At 64.4% G+C, this 21116-nt stretch carries 14 protein-coding genes; 11 read left to right on the forward strand and 3 right to left on the reverse strand.

What is annotated here, in order from left to right:
• Nucleotides 1-58 precede the first annotated feature (58 nt).
• Entirely contained in the window at nucleotides 59-967 is a 909-nt protein-coding gene (locus FHS94_RS15630) for a LysR substrate-binding domain-containing protein (protein ID WP_184059555.1), read from the reverse strand.
• A gap of 102 nt (nucleotides 968-1069) precedes the next feature.
• Between FHS94_RS15630 and FHS94_RS15635 the strand changes: the two genes are divergently transcribed.
• From FHS94_RS15635 to FHS94_RS15655, 5 genes are read left to right on the forward strand one after another with little or no spacing between them, the layout of a single operon-like run.
• Nucleotides 1070-2563, forward strand: a complete 1494-nt coding sequence (locus FHS94_RS15635) for an FAD-linked oxidase C-terminal domain-containing protein (protein ID WP_184059557.1) — start codon at nucleotides 1070-1072, stop codon at nucleotides 2561-2563.
• A 2-nt stretch (nucleotides 2564-2565) separates the two neighbouring features.
• Nucleotides 2566-3720 (forward strand): FAD-binding protein, encoded by a 1155-nt coding sequence (locus FHS94_RS15640; protein ID WP_184059558.1) that lies wholly within the window; start codon nucleotides 2566-2568, stop codon nucleotides 3718-3720.
• The gene (glcF, locus tag FHS94_RS15645; RefSeq protein ID WP_184059560.1) at nucleotides 3721-5031 is read left to right on the forward strand and encodes a glycolate oxidase subunit GlcF; all 1311 of its coding nucleotides are present in this window, start codon (nucleotides 3721-3723) and stop codon (nucleotides 5029-5031) included. It abuts the gene before it with no gap.
• Nucleotides 5028-5456, forward strand: coding sequence for a GlcG/HbpS family heme-binding protein (locus FHS94_RS15650; RefSeq protein WP_184059566.1), 429 nt, complete (start codon nucleotides 5028-5030; stop codon nucleotides 5454-5456). Before glcF ends, FHS94_RS15650 begins: the two co-directional genes overlap by 4 nt.
• A 5-nt stretch (nucleotides 5457-5461) precedes the next feature.
• Complete coding sequence (locus FHS94_RS15655) at nucleotides 5462-7570, forward strand: malate synthase G (RefSeq protein WP_425506192.1); 2109 nt, start codon at nucleotides 5462-5464, stop codon at nucleotides 7568-7570.
• Nucleotides 7571-7618: 48 nt separating this feature from the next.
• Here the strand turns inward: FHS94_RS15655 and FHS94_RS15660 are convergent, their stop codons facing one another.
• Together FHS94_RS15660 and FHS94_RS15665 are read right to left on the reverse strand one after the other, a co-directional pair.
• Nucleotides 7619-9232, reverse strand: a complete 1614-nt coding sequence (locus tag FHS94_RS15660; RefSeq protein ID WP_184059570.1) for an L-lactate permease — start codon at nucleotides 9230-9232, stop codon at nucleotides 7619-7621.
• A 108-nt stretch (nucleotides 9233-9340) separates the two neighbouring features.
• Nucleotides 9341-10135 (reverse strand): FCD domain-containing protein, encoded by a 795-nt coding sequence (locus FHS94_RS15665; RefSeq protein ID WP_184059572.1) that lies wholly within the window; start codon nucleotides 10133-10135, stop codon nucleotides 9341-9343.
• Between the two features lie 158 nt (nucleotides 10136-10293).
• On the opposite strand from FHS94_RS15665, the gene FHS94_RS15670 reads away from it, so the two are divergent.
• The 6 genes from FHS94_RS15670 (at nucleotide 10294) to FHS94_RS15695 (ending at nucleotide 20853) form a co-directional block, all read left to right on the forward strand.
• Nucleotides 10294-13176 (forward strand): TonB-dependent receptor plug domain-containing protein, encoded by a 2883-nt coding sequence (locus FHS94_RS15670; protein ID WP_184059573.1) that lies wholly within the window; start codon nucleotides 10294-10296, stop codon nucleotides 13174-13176.
• A 15-nt stretch (nucleotides 13177-13191) separates the two neighbouring features.
• On the forward strand, nucleotides 13192-15438 hold the full coding sequence (locus FHS94_RS15675; RefSeq protein WP_221234807.1) for an alpha-amylase family protein: 2247 nt from the start codon (nucleotides 13192-13194) through the stop codon (nucleotides 15436-15438).
• 125 nt (nucleotides 15439-15563) lie between these two features.
• On the forward strand, nucleotides 15564-16844 hold the full coding sequence (locus FHS94_RS15680) for a glycerate kinase type-2 family protein (protein WP_184059575.1): 1281 nt from the start codon (nucleotides 15564-15566) through the stop codon (nucleotides 16842-16844).
• Nucleotides 16841-17620 (forward strand): 2-oxo-tetronate isomerase, encoded by a 780-nt coding sequence (gene otnI, locus FHS94_RS15685; RefSeq protein ID WP_184059577.1) that lies wholly within the window; start codon nucleotides 16841-16843, stop codon nucleotides 17618-17620. Before FHS94_RS15680 ends, otnI begins: the two co-directional genes overlap by 4 nt.
• Before the next feature lie 24 nt (nucleotides 17621-17644).
• The gene (locus FHS94_RS15690; protein WP_184059578.1) at nucleotides 17645-18541 is read left to right on the forward strand and encodes a 2-hydroxy-3-oxopropionate reductase; all 897 of its coding nucleotides are present in this window, start codon (nucleotides 17645-17647) and stop codon (nucleotides 18539-18541) included.
• A 56-nt stretch (nucleotides 18542-18597) separates the two neighbouring features.
• Nucleotides 18598-20853, forward strand: coding sequence for a carbohydrate-binding family 6 protein (locus FHS94_RS15695; RefSeq protein ID WP_184059580.1), 2256 nt, complete (start codon nucleotides 18598-18600; stop codon nucleotides 20851-20853).
• Nucleotides 20854-21116: the final 263 nt, after the last annotated feature.

Raw genomic sequence — 21116 nt, forward strand, 5'->3', positions numbered from 1 at the left:
CCTGACTAACAAGGTCGCAGCTAAATCAAGTTGGCTGACGCAGTCGCGGCCAGCGGCTTCATACGGTGGGGCACGACCCTTCCCATGGCGGCGGATCGAAGGATGTACGCAGAAACGCCACGAACGCGTCCAGCGCTGCCGATCTTCTGGGTGCCTGCAGATGCATGGCGTAGATCCCGAGTTCGCGCTGACCCTCCCATTCTGGCAGCACGCGCACCAGCCGCCCGGCCGAGAGATCCTGGCTGACGTCCCAAAGCGATCGAAGCGCGATGCCGATGCCGGAAATAGCCAGTTCGCGAACGATCTCGCTCGAGTTCGTCCGCACATGGCTGTGCCCGTCGACCTGCTGGCGTCCGCGGCGCGAGACGAGGCGCCAGGGCAGTTGCCCATCCGCCGCCAACAGGTGGTGATCGCGCAGATCGGACAGGCGTTCGGGCGCACCCCGGGCAGCAAGATAGCAAGGAGCCGCCGTCAGGTATCGAGGACTTCTTGCCAGCCGGTGCGCTTCGACACCGGCGGGGACGTCGGCGGTGATCCGGATGGCCAGATCGGTGCGTTCCGACATCAGATCGACATAGCTGTCCGAAAGATCAAGTTCGAGCTTCACGCGCGAATGGCGATTCAGGAATTTATGCAGCCGTGGCGCAATATGCAGCCGGCCAAAGGAGGTCGGCGCCGACACCCGCAAGGGTCCGCCCGGTTCGCGGGCGGTACCGGTCAGCCGCTCCTCTGCTTCCCGTACCGCGCCGAGAATGGCCAGCACGTCCTGGTGAAACATCGCCCCTGCCGCGGTCAGCGCCAGCTTGCGCGTGGTGCGATGGACCAACCGCGTCGCCAACCGCTCCTCTAGGCGGGCCAGCCGCTTGGACACCATCGCCGGTGAGATGCGGAGATGGCGCGCCGCAGCTGAAAGGCTGCCCGCCTCCACGATCGCGGTAAACAGCACATAGTCGGGATCGAGAGGCACCTTTTCCCCCAGGGAATGACTGCTTGCACGATTTGACGACTACTGGAGCAGGTCGGATGCGTCTATCACCGGCGAAGGAGAAGGAGGGCGGAGAACACGCTGATGTCGTTGGTGATGCCCGAGCCGGACCTGACGACGCTGGCCCGCCGTGCGGAGATCGTCGCCGCTTTGCGCGCGATCGTGCCCGGCGAGGGCGTGATCGACGACCCTGACGAGCTGGTTCCGTATGAATCGGACGGGCTGACCGCGTACCGCCAGCCGCCTCTCCTGGCAGTTCTGCCGGGAACAACCGCCGAAGTCTCCGCCATCCTCGCCTGGTGCCATGCCAACCAAGTCAGGGTCGTGCCGCGAGGATCGGGCACCTCGCTGTCTGGCGGTGCGCTACCGCTCGCCGATGCGGTGCTGCTGGGCCTTGGCAAGTTCAACAAGATTCTCGACATCAACTATGTGGACCGGATCGCCGTGGTGCAGCCGGGCGTCACCAACCTGGCAGACACTCGCGCCGTGGAGGATGCGGGCTTCTATTACGCCCCGGACCCATCAAGCCAGATCGCCTGCTCGATCGGCGGCAATGTCGCTGAGAATTCCGGCGGGGTGCATTGCCTGAAATACGGTTTGACCACCAACAACGTCCTCGGGTGCGAATTCGTGATGATGGACGGGGAAGTGGTCCGCATCGGGGGTACGCAGCTCGACCCGGCTGGGCTCGACCTGCTGGGCGTCGTCGTCGGGTCGGAAGGCTTGCTCGGCGTCGTCACCGAGGTGACCGTGCGCATCCTGCCGAAGCCGGAAACGGCACGCGCGCTGCTGATCGGGTTCTCGACCGTGGAGGGCGCAGGGCAGTGCGTTGCCGACACGATCGCAGCCGGCATCATCCCCGCCGGCATGGAGATGATGGACCGCCCTGCCATCCATGCAGCCGAAGCATTCGTGAATGTCGGCTACCCCCTGGACGTCGATGCGCTGCTGATCGTCGAGCTCGACGGCGTGGGGGCGGAGTGCGACCACCTTCTCGGCGAGATCGAACGGATCGCTCTGGCGAACGGCGCCGTGTCGGTGCGCATGTCCGTCGACGAGGCCGAGCGCGTTGCCTTTTGGGCCGGTCGCAAGGCGGCTTTCCCGGCTGTGGGTCGGATTTCGCCCGATTATTACTGCATGGACGGCACGATACCGCGTCGGCGGCTGCGCGAGGTGCTGGAGCGGATCAGGGCTCTGTCCGACCTATATGGTCTGGGCGTCGCCAACGTTTTCCATGCGGGTGACGGCAACCTGCATCCGTTGATCCTGTACGATGCCAATGTACCGGGCGAACTGAATCGTGCCGAAGCGTTCGGCAGCGACATCCTGCGACTATGTGTCGAGGTCGGCGGCGTGCTGACGGGCGAGCATGGGGTGGGGGTCGAAAAGCGCGACCTGATGCCCGAAATGTTCACGGATGCCGACCTGAAGCAGCAGCAGCGCCTGAAATGCGCCTTTGATCCCAAGTCGCTGCTCAATCCCGGCAAAGTGTTCCCGCAGCTTCACCGTTGTGCCGAGCTGGGCCGGATGCACGTCCATGCTGGACGAGTGACGCATCCCGATCTGCCGCGGTTTTGAGAATGGCCGAAGCAGCTTTCCCGGCCAGTGAGAGCGACGTGGCCGATGCGGTTGCGGATGCAGTGCGGGCAGGGGAGCGGCTGGCGATCACGGGCGGGGGCAGCAAGGCCGGCAGCGGTGGCGATTTGCCAGGGCGAGCCTTGCCGATGAACCGCCTGGCCGGCGTGGTCGACTATGACCCGGCCGAGCTCGTCCTGACGGTGCGTCCCGGCACACCGCTGGCCAAGGTCACGACGCTAGTCGCCGGGGAGCGGCAGATGCTGGCATTCGAGCCGTTCGACCATGGCCCTGTCTTTGGACGAGAGAGCGGCGCCGCCACGATCGGCGGGGTCGTCGCGGCGGGCGTGGCCGGGTCACGCCGCGTGTCGGCCGGCGGTGCGCGCGATCATCTGCTCGGTCTGCGCGCGGTTTCCGGGCGAGGGGAGATCTTCGTAGCGGGCGCCAAGGTGGTCAAGAACGTCACCGGGTTCGACCTGCCCAAGCTTGCGGCAGGAAGCTGGGGCCGCCTGTTCGCGATGACCGAACTGACGCTCAAGGTGTTGCCGAGGCCAGAGACGACGGCAACGCTGTTCCTGTCCCGCCTCGATCCACAGGAGGCCGTACAGGCCATGGCGGCTGCGATGGGCAGCCAGGCAGTGGTGGCTTGTGCCGCCCATCGGCCCGCCCGCGACGGGGAGCCATCCCTCACCGCGTTGCGCCTGGAGGGTTTTGCGCCATCGGTTGCGGCGCGCGCCGCGATGCTTGAACGGGTGCTCGCCGACTACGGCCCGCTCAATCATGCTGGTGAGATTGAGGGCGAGGATTTCTGGGCGGGCGTCCGCACGCTGGCGCTGCTTCCGCTTGCACCTGCCCTCTGGCGGATCAACGTCCCGCCCAGCGCAGGCGCGGCTGTCGCGGCCGTCATGGAAAGGCTGGGCGCTGCGTGGCTGATGGACTGGGCGGGCGGCCTGATCTGGGCGGCGGTCGACGGAGCTGGCGAAGAGGTCCGCGCCGCAGCTGATCGGGCCGGCGGCCATGCGACCCTGGTTCGTTCAAGCGCGCAGGAACGCGCCACAGTGCCGGCATTTCACCCTCCAGCGCCGGGTCTTGCGGCCCTGGAGGAGCGGGTGCGACGGGCCTTCGACCCTGACGGCGTCTTCGAAACAGGGCGGTTCTGAATGCAGACGCGATTTTCCCCCGCTGCCCTGTCGGTTCCGGCGATGGCCGCTTCGGAGGCGGTCATCCGCAAGTGCGTCCATTGTGGCTTCTGCACCGCGACCTGCCCCACCTATGTGTTGCTGGGAGACGAGCTAGATAGCCCACGCGGTCGCATCTACCTGATCAAGGAGATGCTGGAAAAGAAGCGCCAGCCAACGGCCGAGGTGGTCAAGCACATCGACCGATGCCTGTCCTGCCTCTCGTGCATGACGACTTGCCCGTCGGGCGTGAACTACATGCACCTGGTCGATCATGCCCGGGTCTATGTTGAGGAGCGTTACCGTCGACCGTGGAAGGAGCGGTTCTTTCGCTCCATGCTCGCCTGGGTGCTGCCGCATCCGGGGCGGTTCCGCCTGGCCCTGCGCCTCGCTCGGCTCGCAAGGCCAGCCGCACCTGCGATTGGCAGGATCGATGCGCTGAAACCAATGGCAGCGATGCTCGCGCTAGCCCCCCGAGTGTTGTCCCCCAAACCGGGCGGCGACGATGCTCCGGTACCGAACGCGAAAGGCCGGGTGGCGTTGCTGGGCGGATGTGCCGAGCCGGTACTGCGGCCAGAGTTCCGCGCCGCCGCCGTCCGGCTGCTCAATCGCGCTGGCTACGACGTCATCTTTGCCGCGGGCGAGGCATGCTGCGGAGCGCTGATCCACCATATGGGCCGCGATGCCGATGCCTTGGCGGACGCGCGCCGAAACGTCGATGCGTGGACGCGCGAGATCGAGGGCGGCGGACTGGCCGCGATCATCGTCACCGCATCAGGCTGTGGCACGACGATCAAGGATTACGGGTTCATGCTCCGCAGCGATGTTGCCTACGCAGACAAGGCGGCCCGTGTCTCCGCATTGACGAGGGATATATCGGAGTTTCTGATCGAGGCGGATCTGCCCAAGGGCAAGGCGCAGGGGCTGACCGTCGCTTATCACGCCGCCTGCGCGCTTCAACACGGGCAGAGGGTAACAGAGGCACCCAAGCGATTGCTGGCCGGTGCCGGCTACGTGGTTCGCACCGCGGTCGAGGCGCATCTGTGCTGCGGTTCGGCCGGTACCTACAACATTCTCCAGCCAGAGATCGCCGGGCAGCTTGGCGATCGCAAGGTCGCCAACATCGAACGGCTACATCCCGACGTGATCGCGACGGGGAATATCGGCTGCGCAGTGCAGATCGGCCAGCGCACCGGCATCCCCGTCGTTCACACGGTTGAATTGCTCGACTGGGCGACCGGCGGCCCGGTTCCGGCCTCCCTTCACCACATCCATGCAAGGATATCCGAATGAGCGACATCACGCTCGATCAGGCGAACACCATCCTGTCCGCCGCCTTCGACAAAGGGCGCGAACTCGGCCTCAAGCCGCTCAGCATCGCTGTGCTTGACGCAGGCGGGCACCTGGTCGCCTTCGCTCGGCAGGATGGTGCCTCGACATTGCGGCCGCAGATCGCGTGCGGAAAGGCGGGCGGCGCACTGGCACTGGGCGTGTCGAGCCGCAAGATCGCAGACATGGCTGCCGAACGGCCGAGCTTCATTGCCTCGCTTGGCCCGATCAGCCCTCACGGCGTGATCCCTGCCGCCGGCGGCATCATCGTGGTGGACGGGTATGGGGAGCCGATCGGCGCGGTCGGCATCACCGGTGACCTCAGTGACAATGACGAGGCATGCGCGCTGGCGGGAATAGTCGCGGCCGGCCTGACGGCACAGGGATGAACATGATGAGCGATGTGATCAACAAGGCCGGCTTGCAGGTAGCCGAGCCGCTGGCGACGTTCCTGGAGCAACAGGCGCTGCCCGGCACCGGCGTGGCACCCGATGCTTTCTGGGCGGGTGTCGCGGACATCTACGCGCGCTTCGCGCCCGAAAACGCGCGGCTGCTATCCGTTCGCGACGACATGCAGGCGCGGATCGATGGCTGGCATCAGGAGCGGGCCGGTCGGCCGATCGACATGGCTGAATACCAGGCGTTCCTGCGCGAGATCGGCTATCTTGTCGAGGAGCCGGCGCCTTTCGCGATCGCGCCCACGAAGGTGGACGACGAGGTCGCCCGCATCGCCGGACCACAGCTGGTCGTGCCGATCCTCAACGCGCGCTTCCTGCTCAACGCCGCGAACGCCAGGTGGGGCAGCCTTTACGACGCGCTGTACGGTACCGATGCGATCCCCGGCACGGCGCAGGGAAGCGGCTATGATGCGAAACGTGGCGAACAGGTGATTGCCTGGGCCAAGAGCTTCCTGGATCGCGCCGCGCCATTGGCTAAGGGTAGCTGGAGAGATCATGCGGGGGACCTGCCAGAGCTGGCCGATCCCGCGCAACTGGTCGGCCGGGCCGGTGACAACCTGCTGCTGCGGCACAACAATCTGCACATCGAAGTGGTCATCGACCGGAATCACCCCATCGGCCGGAACGACCCGGCGGGGATCGCGGATGTGGTGCTGGAATCCGCGGTGTCGACCATCTGCGACCTGGAAGATTCCGTTGCGGCGGTGGACGCTGCAGACAAGGTTGCCGCTTATGCCAATTGGCTCGGCTTGATGAAGGGCGATCTGGAGGAAACGTTCGAGAAGAACGGAAGGCCGCTCACTCGCCGACAGAATACCGATCGGCGCTACACAGCGCCGGATGGCGGAGAACTAGTCCTGTCGGGCCGCAGCCTGTTGTTCGTGCGGAACGTCGGTCATCTGATGACCACGCCAGCCGTGCTGCTGCGAGACGGGGGGCAAGCGCCCGAGGGCATATTGGATGCGATCGTCACCAGCCTTGTCGCTGTCCACGATCTGAAGCGGCTTGGTACGCGCACCAACAGCCGGGCGGGGTCGATCTATATTGTGAAGCCCAAGATGCATGGCCCCGAGGAGGTGGCCTTCACTAACCGTCTGTTCGATGCGGTGGAAGATCTGCTCGGACTGGAGCGCCATACGATCAAGGTCGGGGTGATGGACGAGGAGCGGCGCACCTCCGCCAACCTGGCCGCGTGCATTGCGGCCGTGAAGGACCGCATCGTCTTCATCAATACCGGTTTCCTCGATCGAACCGGTGACGAAATGCACACGTCGATGCGTGCCGGCCCGATGATCCGCAAAGGCGACATGAAGAACGCCGACTGGATCAAGGCGTACGAAGATCGCAACGTACAGATCGGCCTCGCCTGCGGCCTGTCCGGCAAGGCGCAGATCGGCAAGGGCATGTGGGCCGCGCCGGACAAGATGGGCGACATGCTGGAGCAGAAGGTCGCGCATCCGCGCACGGGCGCCAGCACCGCCTGGGTGCCGAGCCCTACCGCGGCAACGCTGCATGCGACCCATTATCATGACGTAGACGTCTTTGCTCGCCAGGCTGAGCGTCGGGGCGAGCCGGTGGCGCCGCTCGACAAGCTGCTCGCAATCCCTGTTGCGCATGGACAGAACTGGTCACCCCAGGACATCTCGGACGAATTGGAGAACAACGCCCAGGGCATTCTTGGTTATGTGGTGCGCTGGGTCGATCAGGGTGTCGGCTGTTCAAAGGTTCCCGACATTCACGACGTCGGATTGATGGAGGATCGCGCAACACTGCGCATCTCGTCACAGCACATGGCCAACTGGATGCTGCATGGCGCCGCCAGCCCAGCCGAGGTCGACGCTGCCTTCGCCAAGATGGCTGCGAAGGTGGACGCGCAGAACGCGAGCGATCCGCTTTATCGTTCAATGGCGGGTCGTGAGGATTCAAGCCTGGCGTTTCAGGCGGCCCGTGCGCTGGTCTTTCAAGGGTTGGAGCAGCCAAATGGCTATACCGAGCCGTTGCTCCATCGCTTTCGCGAGCGCGTGAAGGAGGGGGAAGTGGCCTGAAAGGCGCCCCTTCCTGACGGCCGCTCAAGACCAGGTTTCGGAGATCTCTCAGCCGGGGATGATCTGGGGCACGAAGTATTGTTGCGCCATCACCAACAAGCCGAGCGCGAGCGTGAGTATAACACTGTGCTTGAAGGTGCGCGCGAGCACCTGGCCCTCCATGCCCTGCAGCTGTGTGACAGACGTGCCCGTGGAGATGTTCTGGGGAGAGATCATCTTGCCCATCACGCCGCCCGATGAGTTGGTGGCAGCCATCAGCACCGGGCTGAGTCCGAGCTGGCGTGCGGCTACCACCTGAAGATTGCCGAACAGGGCGTTGCCTGACGTATCGCTGCCCGACAGGAACACCGCCAGCCAGCCGAGGAAGGCCGACAACAACGGGAAAAGTCCGCCAGCCGACGCCACCGCAAGACCGAGCGTGTAAGCCATGCCGGAATAGTTCATGAGGTAGGCGAGCCCGATGATCAGCGTCGTTGTCAGCGCGGGCAGTCGAACCTGCCGCAGGGACAGGCGCGCGGCACCGAGGAACTGTACAGGCGAGGCCCGGACAAGCAGAGCAGTCACCACTGTGGCGGCGAGAATGGCCGTTCCGGTCGCCAGGGGCTGGAAGCTCCACATGGCCGCGTAAGGCGTACCGTACACGGTGATGAACACGGACTTGTGCAAGCCAGGCCATTCGATCGCCTGCTGTCCGATCTGCGGGATCTTCAGATGAATCCAGGCAATCACGACAGCGGTGAGGACCAGCCACGGAATCCAGCCGTGCCAGGAGGCCAGCGTTGATCGGTCCGACTCCGCCTTGGGAAGCGACGGTCGCGACGCGCCAAGGGCATATTCCGGCTCGTGCGGGACGCGCCAGATCTTGAGAAAGCCGATCGTCAGTACCAGCGAGACGGACGAGGAGATCACATCCGTCAGCGCGTAACCGATATAGTTGGCCGACACGAACTGCCCGATGGCGAAGCTGCCGCCTGCCACCAGCAGCACCGGCCATATACCCCGCCATGCGCGGACGCCGCCGTACACGGCGATGACATAGAATGGCAGCAGCACGGCAAGTACCGGGAGCTGGCGCCCGATCATCGCGCCAAGCACATGGTCGGGCAACTGAGTGACCGCCGCAAGGGTGGTCACCGGCGCGCCCAATGCGCCGAACGCAACCGGCGCGGTATTGAACATCAACGTGAACACCAGCGCGTCGATGGCGCTGAAGCCAAGCGCGATGAGCAAAGCGCTTGTGATCGCGATGGGCGTGCCAAAGCCCGACACGCCTTCCAGCAGGCAGCCGAACGAAAAGCCGATTACCACCAGTACCACGCGTCGATCATCGGGAAGGTGTGTGAGGAGCCACGCGCGGAACGCGTCAAATCGCCCGGTGGCGACAGACAGGTTGAACAGCAACAGGCCATTGAACACGATCCACATCACCGGCCACAGCGCAAAGGCGGCGCCAGCGGCGATGCTATCCAGGCCGAGCGAAAGAGGAAGCTGCCACACCGCGGTTGCAAGCAGCAGGGCAACTGCCAACCCGGCTGCGGATGCTTGCCAGGCAGGGCGCCGCAGTACGCCAAGAAGCACCAGAACAACGGCGATCGGAAGCGCGGCCGTCAGAAACGACAAGGCCAGGCTGGCACCCACCGGGGTCACGAGTTGGTGAAACATCATCCCTCCCAGCCCGGACGGTCGAACGCCGCCTGATGGGCATGGCATGGGTAAGGGGGCGATCCAATCCGCGCAACTGGTAAAATCAGTTAGCCAACTCGCAACGACTTATGCTGAACGTGAACGCTTCTTGGGTGGTGCAACCAGGTCGTTGCGGACGAGTCGCCTTATCGACGCCTCCAGCCGCTTTTCGCTTTCCTGAATGGCACGCTGGGTTTGCATGGCTGACAGCATGTGATGGCGAGCGGCGTCCTGAGCCGCCAACACGTCTCGCGCCATGATCGCGTCGAATATCGCGCGGTGCTCAGCCAGCTGTGACTCGCGTGCAACCCTGTGCTCGTAAAGGTTCTTGCGGTTGAGATATACGTTCGACCTGATGATCGTCTCCAGGCTTCGCATCAGGTGGATCATCATTAAATTGTGACTGGCGTTGTAAATCGCGAAGTGAAACTCTGCGTCCGTGCGAGCGATCTCGTCGACATCGCTTTGCTGGTGGGCGCTGACCATGGCCGCAAAGCAGGCGCGGATTGAATCGCGATCTATTTCGGATGCGCGCTCGGCTGCGAAGCCTGCGGCGGCGGCTTCGACTACGGAACGAAACTCCATGCAGTCGCCGCGGGCGTCGGGGTTGTCCATCAGCATGATCAAGGGATCACGCAAGCTCTGCCCGATGGTCTCACTGACGTAGGACGTGCCTTGAGCATCCGTCGCGATCAGTCCCCGGCCGATCAACTTGTCCAAGGCTTCGCGCAATGAAGGACGTGATACCTCCAGTTTCATGGACAACTCGCGCTCGGACAACAACCGCTCGCCGGGCTGGATCGCACCTTCAAGGATAAGTTGCTGAATGTGCTCGGCTATGGCGTCGGCCAGTTTGGCCGGCTTGATGGGGGGCAGGGTCATGACAGGTCCTATCGCGGCAGGTGCAACCGTCCCACGGCGACCTTGATGGGTCAACAAGGACCACGAATATAGCCGTTGCGCAAAACGGTAAAACATTATAGCCAAATGTGGAGCCGGCGGCACAGCAGTGTACAGCCAGCAGACGGAGGAGAGGGGTTATGCGGAATTCAGCAAAGGCGCTGCTGCTCGCGAGTGCGTGCATGACATGCCCGGCTACGGGTTGGGCGCAGGCGTCGCCCCAGGAAGCCCCGAGCGCGGCGGCCGGGCCGGACGGGCCCGGCAAGGCAGCGCAGGTGCAGGCCGCCAACCCGGACGCTCCAACCGGTGCCATGATCGGACAGGTGCCGCCGGCCGACTCCTCTGCGCCCGCCCTCGAGCAACAGCCGGAGACTGCGGCGCAGGCGCCCGATCAGGACGTGGTGGTGACGGGCAGCCGTCTGGCGCGTTCGACGTTCGAGACACCCACGCCCGTCACCTCCATCGGCGAACGGCAATTGCAGGCGAAGGCCGCGACCAGTGTGCCAGACCTGTTGCGCGATTTGCCAGCGCTGCGTCCGAACCGCAACAACGGCTCCGCCACCGACGTCGGTGCGTCGACCTTTAACATTCGCTCGCTTGGGCCAACGCGCACCCTGCTGTTGATCGACGGACAGCGCGTGCTCAATTCCAGTCCTACTGGCGGATTCGACCTCAATCTCCTTCCCGCACCGCTGATCCGCCGGCTGGAGGTTGTGACCGGCGGTGCATCGTCCGTGTACGGATCGGACGCGGTCACCGGTGTCGTAAACGTCTTCCTGGACAGCAAGATGGAGGGCGGGCGGGCCGACGTTCAAAGCACGATCAGCAGTCGCGGCGACACCCAGACCATCTCCGCCAGCTTGGCTTATGGCACTAAATTCGCAGGCGACCGTGGTCACCTTGTTGTTGCCGGGTCGTACTTCGACCGTCCGGACATCCTGTACCAGGGCACGCGCGAATGGGGAGCGAAGGGTTACACGCTGATCCCCAACTCCACCTACACGGCGACCAACGGGCAGTTCAGGCAGCTTATCGTGCCGAACGTGCAGTTGGCCCAAATGACCTATGGCGGGGTGATCACCACGGCGGGAGCGCTAAAGAACATCCAGTTCGGTCCGGGCGGCGCACAAAGCCGCTTTGTTCAGGGCACCAACATCAGCTCGGTCTGGATGCAGGGCGGCGAGGGGCTGTCACTCCAACCGGAGCTAGGAGTGTTGATCCCGTCCAACCAGCGGCTCAACGGTTATGCGCGGCTGAGCTTCGACCTGACCCCGGCACTCGAATTCCACCTCGACGTCTTGGCTGCGCGCACGAAGCAGAGGCAGACCAACGTCTACAACTATAACAATGGCGACATCACGATCCGTCGCGACAACCCGTTCCTGCCTGCCAACATCCTTGCGGGGATGATCGCGAACAATCTCCAGACCATCAGCCTTGGCCGGCTCAATACGGAACTGGGGATCAACGACAACACCACCACGAACACCTACATACGCACGTCCGGCGGGTTGTCGGGCAAGCTGTTCGAAGGCTTCACCTGGGACGGCAACGTCAACTACACGCACGCGATCTACGACAATCAGAGTAAGAACAATCGCAACAACGCCAGGTGGACACTTGCACTTGATGCGGTGACCGGGCCGAACGGGCAGCCAATCTGTCGGTCCACGCTGACCAATCCCAACAACGGCTGCGTTGCCGCCAACGTCTTCGGCGTGAACACAGTGTCGCCCGAAGCGGTCGCCTATGCAGCCGGAACCTCGTTCATCAAGGCGTACTCGACCCAGTTCGACGCCAACTTGAATACCAGGGGATCGCCCTTCTCGACATGGGCGGCGCCGGTGCAGGTCGCGGTGAGCGCGGAATACCGGCGCGAGACAGTGAACCTGGAATCGGACCCAATCTCTGCAGTCAACGGCTGGCGCCAGGCGAGCTCTGCCCCGTATCGCGGGTCGGTCGACGTCAAGGAAGCATCGATCGAGGTCGGGATCCCGCTCGCCCGTGACGTGAAGTTCCTCAAGAACCTCGAGCTCGACCTTGCGGGACGCTACGTCGATTACAGTACCAGCGGCGGCACCTTTGTGTGGAAGGTTGGCGGTAACTGGAGCGTCAGCAACGCGGTCCGCTTCCGCGGCACCTACTCACGGGATTTCCGCGCGCCAACCGTCAACGAACTGTTTGCGGCAACCACGTTGCGCCAGGGCGCGGTGGTGCTCGACCGGTTCAGCACGGGCAACCAGTCGACGGTCACGGCAACCGCTTCAGGCGGGAATCGCGACCTGGATCCTGAGTCGGCCCATACCGTCACGTTCGGCGTCGTGCTGCGCCCAGATTTCCTGCGCGGTTTTCAGTTCTCGGTCGACGCATTCGACATCAAGCTTGATGATGCGATTTCCGTGCTTGGGGCGCAGGAAGTGATTGATCGCTGCTTTGCGGGAGGGACCGACTTCTGCGCGGGTATCACCCGCAACGCGGCCGGCACGATCACAACCGTTCGCACCACCACATTCAACGCCCAGACCCTGAAGACACGTGGTCTGGATTTCGAGGCATCGTTCACCCAGCCGGTAGGCGCGGGGAACCTGACGGTGGCCCAACTGGCGACCTATGTGGATCGCCTGATCACCGTGTCGAATGGCGTGACGGTCGACACCGCAGGCCAGTTGACCGGCACCAATGCGACGCCGAAGTGGCGTACTTCAACGACGCTGACCTACAGCAACGGACCCTTGTTGCTGCGAGCGCTGGGCAACTTCGTCGGGGGCGGGCGCTACGACAACACCTATGGTCCGCTTGACCTGGACCCGCAGCACTTCAAAGGCCGCTTCTACCTCGACCTGTCGGCACAGTATGACGTTACCGACCACTTCCAGATCTATGGAAAGATGGAGAACATCACCAACGTCGATCCGCCGCTGCTGGCGGAGAACAGCGTGATCCGTGCGGGCGCGGCCAATGCGTCGGGCTTCTACGACGTGATCGGACGCAATTACGGCGTCGGCGTGCGCGTCAAGTTCTGAACGGGAAACGGGGGCATGGACATGACGGATGTGGAAACCGGGCTCGATCGGCGCACCTTGATGAAGGGCGCGGCGGCTGCGGGCATGTTGTCCGCCCTTTCCGAAGCCGCAGTCGCGCAGACCGCGACGGCACCGGCGAACGGCGCCGGGTCCGGCTGGGAATGGGAGCCAATGCGCTGGGTCCAGATCTGCGCCACGGACGACGACCCGGGCCGCTACGACAAGGGTTTCTGGATCGACTTCCTTGGCCGCACCAAGACGCAGGGCGTGTGCTTGAGCGCTGGCGGCGTGACCGCCTTCTACCCGACCAAGGTTCCGTTTCATTACCGGACGCCATTCCTCGGCAATGGCGACATGCTGGGCGAGCTGGCGCACGAGTGCAAGCGCATGGGCATTCGCGTGCTCGGCCGCGTCGACCCGCACGCCGCGCACGAAGACATGCTGAAGGCGCATCCGGACTGGATCGCACATTCGGCGGACGGCACGCCGAAGCGACACCCCACCGATCCGGAACTTTACCTCACCTGCCCCAATGGCCCGGTCACCTTCGAATGGATGCCGCAGGTGCTGAAGGAAATTGTGGGAAGCTATCCCGTCGACGGCATCTTCGGCAACCGCTGGGCGGGCAGCGCAGGCATCTGCCACTGCCCAGTCTGCACGCGGGAGTTCAAGGCGGCGAGCGGTTATCCGGTCCCGACGTCGCTCGCCAATCCGCAGGACCCGGCGGCGCGCGCCTACCTGACTTGGGACGATGGCAAGCGCTACGAGCAGCTGAAGCTTTGGAGTGACACGGTCACGTCCATCAATCCCCAGGCGTTCTTCACGCCCGGCACATGGGGGCGGCTTGACCCCAAGCGGCTGCGCCAGACGATCCGGTCGATCTACGCCGATCGCCAGGGCCGCAACGGCACCGATCCGGCGTGGGCGAACGGCCGCAGCGCCAAGGAGGCCTATTGCCTGATGCAGGATCGGCCCGTCAGCGGCATCTTCGCGGTTGGCGAAACGTCGACGCCGTATCGCTTCATGGATTCCGTGCAGGCCAGTCCGGAGATCACCGCCTATATCCATGACGGCCTGGCGCACGGATTTCGCCCCTGGATGACCAAGTTCAAGGCAGAGGTGTTCGACAAGCGCTGGGTCCCAGCCGTCGAAAAGGCGTATACCTGGCACGCCGAGCATGAGGAGTACTTCCGGAACACCGCCAATCTGGCGCGCGTGGCAATGGTCCAGTCGGTCCAGACAACAACCTACTACAAGCCGGAGATGTCGACAGCGGCGTCGTCCATGCCACTCGATGCGCAATCACTGCACAGCGGCGGTAATGACGCGGTCACCGGGTTCTACCAGGCGTTGGTAGAGTCCCGTATTCCATTCAACTTCGCCGATGAGAGGCAACTCGAGCCCGAGTTCATCGGCGGGTACAAGGTTCTGATCCTGGCGAACACGGCGGCGCTGTCCGACGCACAATGCGCTCGCATCCGCCGCTTTGTGGCAAATGGCGGATCGATTGTCGCGACGGGTGAAACGTCGTTGTACGATGAATGGGGTACGCGTCGCGCGAACTTCGGCCTCGCGGACCTGTTCGGCTGTGATTTCGCCGGCACGGTCGATTACCGTGTCCAGAATTCCTACATGACCGTGCACGGACCGGGGCCGATGACGGTCGGGTTCGACGACACGCCGCGGATCATGTCGGGCACGCGGCTGGTGCACGTGAAACCACGGCCGGGGCTGGGCCGGGCGGCGCTGACGCTGGTACCTTCCTATCCCGATCTGCCGATGGAGAAGGTGTTTCCGCGCGTGAAGCAGACGGAAACGCCGATGATCTATGCACGTCAGGTCGGCAAGGGCCGGGTGGTCTACCTTCCGGGCGATATCGACCGCACTTTTTGGGAGGTGTCGAGCCGCGACCACCTGAACCTGTTGCGCAACGCGGTGCTGTGGGCTGCCGAAGAGCAACAGCCTATGGCGGTCAGCGGTCCAGGCTTTGTGGACGTCAGCTATTGGCGCCAGCGTCGGTCGCTGGCTGCCCACCTCGTCAACCTCAACAATCCCATGGCGATGAAGGCATATATGCGGGAGGTGATCCCGGCAGGCCCGTATGAAGTAAGACTGCGCCTGCCATCCGACGCCCGTGACATCCGCCGCGTCCGCTTGCTGGAGTCCGGCACGAATGCGGAGGTCCGCAGGTCGGGCGACACTCTGACCGTAGCCGTGCCGCGTATAGCGGTTCATGAGGTCGTGGCAATTGACCTGGCCTGAGCGATGGGCGCACGACACACAGACCGGCAACTCGTCTGCGGGGCGAGCCGCGCAGCCTGCGGGAACATGCCGAAGGGCAGCCAGAGCGCGCTCGATTGCGGCGGGGCAGGGCGATGATGCCTGGGATGGCTGACCTGTCGACTGGCTGGAGCGATACTCGCGCGAGGAGCGTGCTGCGCGCTTTGTTCGACGCGGCTGTCGCCAGCGCCGACCCCGCCCGGACGATCGCCGCGCACCTCCCGGCGCCTCCCACGGGCCGGTGCGTGGTGGTGGGTGCGGGAAAGGCGGCGGCTTCCATGGCTGCTGCCGTGGAGGCGGCATGGCCAGATGTGCTGCTGTCGGGAGTGGTGGTCACACCCTATGGCTATGGCGCGCAGACACGACGCATCCGCGTCCTCGAAGCTGCGCATCCGGTTCCTGATGCCAACAGCGAAGCCGCGGCGCGGGAGGTCCTGACCGCCGTGCACGGCCTCAGCGACAACGACCTCGTACTGGTGTTGATTTCCGGCGGTGGTTCGTCCGTGATGTCGCTTCCGGTCGAAGGGGTCAGCCTGGCCGACAAGCAGTTGGTCAACCGCCTGCTCCTTGCTTCCGGGCTCGACATCCGCACCATGAATGCCGTTCGTCGTCGATTGTCCGCGATCAAGGGCGGCAAGCTGGCGGCGGCAGCGGCGCCTGCCCGTGTTGTCACGCTGGGCATCAGCGATATTCCGGGCGACGACATCGCGGCAATCGCCTCCGGCCCCTCTGTTCCCGATCCCATGCCGGACGCGGACCTGAGCGACGTGGTGCGACTGCTAGGCCCCGCATTGCCGGAGGCGGTAGCACGACGGTTGCTGATCGCTGATCCGGTACCCGCGGCTTCGGCGCCCGCCGAGTTCCACCTGATCGGCACCCCGGCGGGAGCCCTGCACGCAGCCGCTACATCCGCCCGTGCACAGGGTCTCGATCCAATCATCCTGGGCGACGATCTCGAAGGTGAGAGCCGTGTACTCGGCGCCGAAATGGCGACCCGCGCATCCAGCGCAGTGACAAGGCCCACCGTGATCCTGTCAGGCGGCGAAACCACGGTTACCCTGGCCGGCGGTCCAGCGGGCGTGGGCGGGCGTAATACCGAGTTGTTGCTGTCGATGGTTGTCGCCCTAAACGGTCGCCCGGGTGTCTGGGCACTGGCAGCGGACACGGACGGGGAAGACGGCGCCAGTCGTGCAGCGGGCGCGGTGGCCGGCCCCGACACGATCGCGCGAGCGCGCGCAGCCGGACTGGATCCGGCCTTCTTCCTGCTCAACCACGACAGTGGCAGCCTGTTCGCCGCAACAGATGAGTTGTTGGTGACCGGGCCGACCCGCACCAACGTCAACGATTTCCGGGCCATTCTCGTCCTGCCTCAAGGAACTTTGCCATGACGCGCCTTGCCGCAAACCTGACCATGATGTTCACCGAACTATCCTTCCTTGATCGGTTCGACGCCGCGGCAGGGGCCGGGTTCAAGGCAGTGGAGTGCGTTGCGCCCTATGGCGAGCCGATCGAACTGGTGGCAGAGCGGCTTGGCCGAAACGACCTTTCCTTTGCGCTGTTCAACATGCCGCCGGGTGACTGGGCGGCGGGCGAACGCGGCTTTGCTGCCGATCCTGCACGCACGGCCGAGTTCCGCGCCAGCGTCGACCTGGCCATGGACTATGCGCGGGCCACTGGCTGCCGAAAGCTTCACCTGATGGCGGGCAAGTTTCCCGCCGGCGCCGATCGGAATGCATGGACAAACGCCCTCATCGATAATGTGCGATACGCGGCGGACGTGGTCGGCGAAGATATCACGATCGTGCTCGAGCCCATCAACACCCGCGTCGACATCCCCGGCTATTTTTATGACAGCACCGATGCGGTGGTCGAACTGCTCGAGCGCGCGGACCGCGGCAACGTGAAGCTCCTGTACGATGTCTATCATGTGCAGATCATGGAGGGCGACCTGGCGCGCACGATGGAACGGTTGATGCCGCGGATCGGGCACGTCCAAATCGCCGACAATCCTGGCCGAAACGAACCGGGCACGGGCGAGATCAACTTCCCCTGGCTGCTCTCCCGCCTCGACCAGCTTGGCTACGACGGCTGGGTCGGGTGCGAGTACAAGCCAGCAGCAGCCACGGCCGACGGGCTCGGCTGGGCCGCGCCATATCTTCGCTGACAGCAGGCAATCAGGACAAACCACATGAAGATCGCATTCATTGGGGCTGGCATCATGGGCCGGCCGATGGCGGGGCACTTGCAACAAGCGGGACATGAGCTGCTGCTTGTTCAACATCGCAGCCCGTTGCCGCCCGAGTTGCTCAGCGCCGGTGCCTCAGCGCGCGCGACCGCTCGTGAGGTCACCGCGGAGGCGGAGGTCATCATCCTCATGCTGCCCGACACGCCCGATGTCGAAACGGTCCTGTTCGGTACCGGCGGCGTCGCCGAGGGTCTGACGCCGGGCAAATGCGTCATCGATATGAGCTCGATCGACCCGATCGCGACCAGGCGCTTTGCCGCCCGGATTGCCGAAGCGGGTTGCGACTATGTCGACGCTCCAGTGTCGGGCGGGGAGGTCGGTGCACGCAACGCAGCACTGACCATCATGTGCGGCGCCGAACCACATGTGTTCGAGCGCGTGCGGCCGTTGTTCGAGCTGATGGGCAAGAACATCACTCGTGTCGGCGGGGTTGGAGACGGTCAGGTCGCCAAGGTCGCCAACCAGATCATCGTAGCGCTCAACATCGAGGCTGTGGCGGAAGCGCTGGTGTTCGCGTCCAAGGCAGGCGCGGACCCCGCGCGCGTGCGCGAAGCGCTGATGGGTGGGTTTGCCGCTTCTCGCGTGCTGGAAGTGCATGGCGAGCGCATGATCAAGCGCACCTTTGACCCGGGCTTCCGGATCGAATTGCATCAAAAGGACCTGTCACTCGCGCTCGCAGGGGCACGGAGCCTGGGTCTTGCGCTGCCCAACACCGCATCTACCCAGCAGTTGTTCAGCGCCTGTGTCGCGGCTGGCGGTGGCGCGAAAGACCATTCTGCGATGGTTCAGGCGCTCGAGAGGCTTGCCGGTCATGCCGTTGCTTCGGACGCGGAGGGCTGAGGCGGTCGCACCCCGCCTTCTTCATTCCGCGCGCCTGCCTTCCCGAAAGGACGTCCATGACAGATACCTCTGGCCTTAATCGTCGTGACGTCCTCGCCGGGGTAGCGGCGGGCGCCGCCGCTCTTACCGCAAGCGAGGGATATGCGCGTGCCAGGCGTCCGGGGCCGCTGAGCGCGGCGACCGGCTTTGCTGACGCGGAGATCGCGGCGGCAGCCCGCGCAACCGGGCGCGCTGCGCCTCGGGTGCGCTACGCAGTCGACGAGAAGCTAGGCGCCGAGGGGTACCGGATCGAGGGTTCGGCCAGCACGGCGCTGACCGTCACTGGCGGCGACGCGACGGGCGCCATGTACGGCGGGCTGGACGTTGCCGAGGGCGTCCGCCTTGGCGGCGAAACGCTAGCGATGCTCGGCAACGGGCGGACCCATCGCCCGCACATCGCGAAGCGAGGGATCAAGTACAACATCCCGCTCGACCTAAGGACGCCGAGCTATTCGGATGGTAGCACCAGTTCCCAGCTGAACATCCCCGAAGTCTGGAGCCGCGCTTTTTGGCAGGCCTATTTCGATGAGATGGCGCGCGACCGCTACAACGTCCTGACATTGTGGAGCCTTCATCCTTTTCCGTCGATGGTGAAGGTTCCCGAGTTCGCGGACATCGCGCTCGATGACGTGTGGCGCAGCCGCGAGCCGCTAGACGCCGAGCCGCTCGACTTTCGCGGCCGGGACGCGGTCCACCCCAAGTTCCTCGCCAATCATGAGGTGGTGAAGAAGATCACCATCGGCGAAAAGATCGCGTTCTGGCGCGACGTGATGCAAATGGCGGCCGACCGCGGCATTGCCGTATATGTCTTCACCTGGAACGTGTTCGTCTACGGCACCGCCGGCAAATACGGCATCGATGACAGCATGACCAATACGCGTACCGTCGCCTACATGCGGGCGAGCGTGCGGGAAATGGTGACAACCTATCCACTGCTGGCCGGCATCGGCATCACGGCGGGCGAGAACCTGCCAGCGGGCAACCCCACCGCGACCCAGGAACAATGGCTTTGGTCGACCTATGGCGCGGGCATCAGCGATGCGTTGAAGGCGCAACCGAGCCGCCGATTCGAACTTGTGCACCGTTTCCACGAAACCGAACCCGGCGAGATCGAGCGTAACTGGAGCGCTTACCCGGGCTTCCCCGACAGCTTCACCTATAGCTATAAATATTCCGTCGCCCACATGTACTCGGACCCCAAGCCGCCCTTCATCGCGGAAGCCATTCCGTTCATCAAGGATGGCGTGAAGACCTGGCTGACGGTTCGCAACGATGACCTTTATTCGTTCAGGTGGGGCGACCCGGATTTCGCGCGAGAATACATCCTCAACATGCCGCTGCCGGACAAGCTGGTCGGCTTTTACATGGGTCCGGACGGATTCAACTGGGGGCGCGACTTCTTGGACAGGGCAAACGCCGGCAAGGAACAAGGCGCCGCGCGGCGGCTGGTGACGCAGAAGCAATGGTATAGCTTCGCGATGTGGGGGCGGCTCTCCTACGACCCATCGCTGCCGGACCGGCATTTCGAAGCCATGCTCGCGGCGCGGTTCCCGGGCGTGGACGCCGGGCGGCTTTATGCAGCCTCCAGTGCCGCGTCGAAGATCATTCCCCAGGTTACGCAATTTTTCTGGCAGGACATCGACCTCGAATGGTTCCCGGAGGCCTGCGCTTACAGCCCGCAGAAACGACCGCGCGGCACGCGCTTCTATTCGGTCGCGGACTTCATCAACGGCGTGCCCATGCCCAGGTCCGGCATCTTGTCCATCCGGCGCTGGCGCCAGCGCCTGACCGACAGCCGGCCGCTGGACGCCCTGTCACCGCTGGACGTGGCAACGGCGCTGGCCGGCCTTGCCGACACAACGCTGGACCATGTCGCCGATCTTCGCACCGGCGGGGCGACAAAGGAGGGCGAGCTCGCAAGTACGCTCGCCGACTATGAGGCCATGGCCCATCTCGGCCGCTATTATGCACACAAGATACGGGGCGCATGCGATCTTGCCCTGTACGACCAAAGCTCCCGGCCAAGTGACAAGGGGAGCGCGGTCGTCGAGCTCTTGGCAGCGAAGGACGCATGGAGGCGCTATGCTGCTGTTCGGGATGCGCAATATCTGCCGGCTTTCTACAACCGCATCGGGTATGTTGACGTGACCGCACTGACCGCAAGCGCTGCAAAGGATGTCGAGATCGCACGCACCTGGCGCGCCGGCACGATCACCTTCGACCCGAACGCACCTGAAACCCATTGGGAGAAACTGCTGCCGCGGGACGCCTAATCGCGCGGGTCCGCTTCCGTCGATTTGATGCTCGGGCCGCGAGAAGATGTTGAGATCGGCAGTATCGCTCAGCCTTCCGTGCAGGCGCGGCAAGCGGCCCACCACGTCCGAGTGCCTGTTCTGCTATCTCGCGACGTCGGAGTTGAGGGCCGGGAAGACCCTTCGGTGCGGTCGTCGGACAGGCTCGCCCATGTGGCCGGTGTTGGCCGCCCCGTTCATCGCCTCAGGCGAGCGGATAAATGCGTGCGACTCTCGCCGCCCTC

Origin of the sequence: Sphingomonas aerophila, from assembly GCF_014199305.1 — a bacterium.
Lineage (GTDB): Bacteria > Pseudomonadota > Alphaproteobacteria > Sphingomonadales > Sphingomonadaceae > Sphingomonas > Sphingomonas aerophila.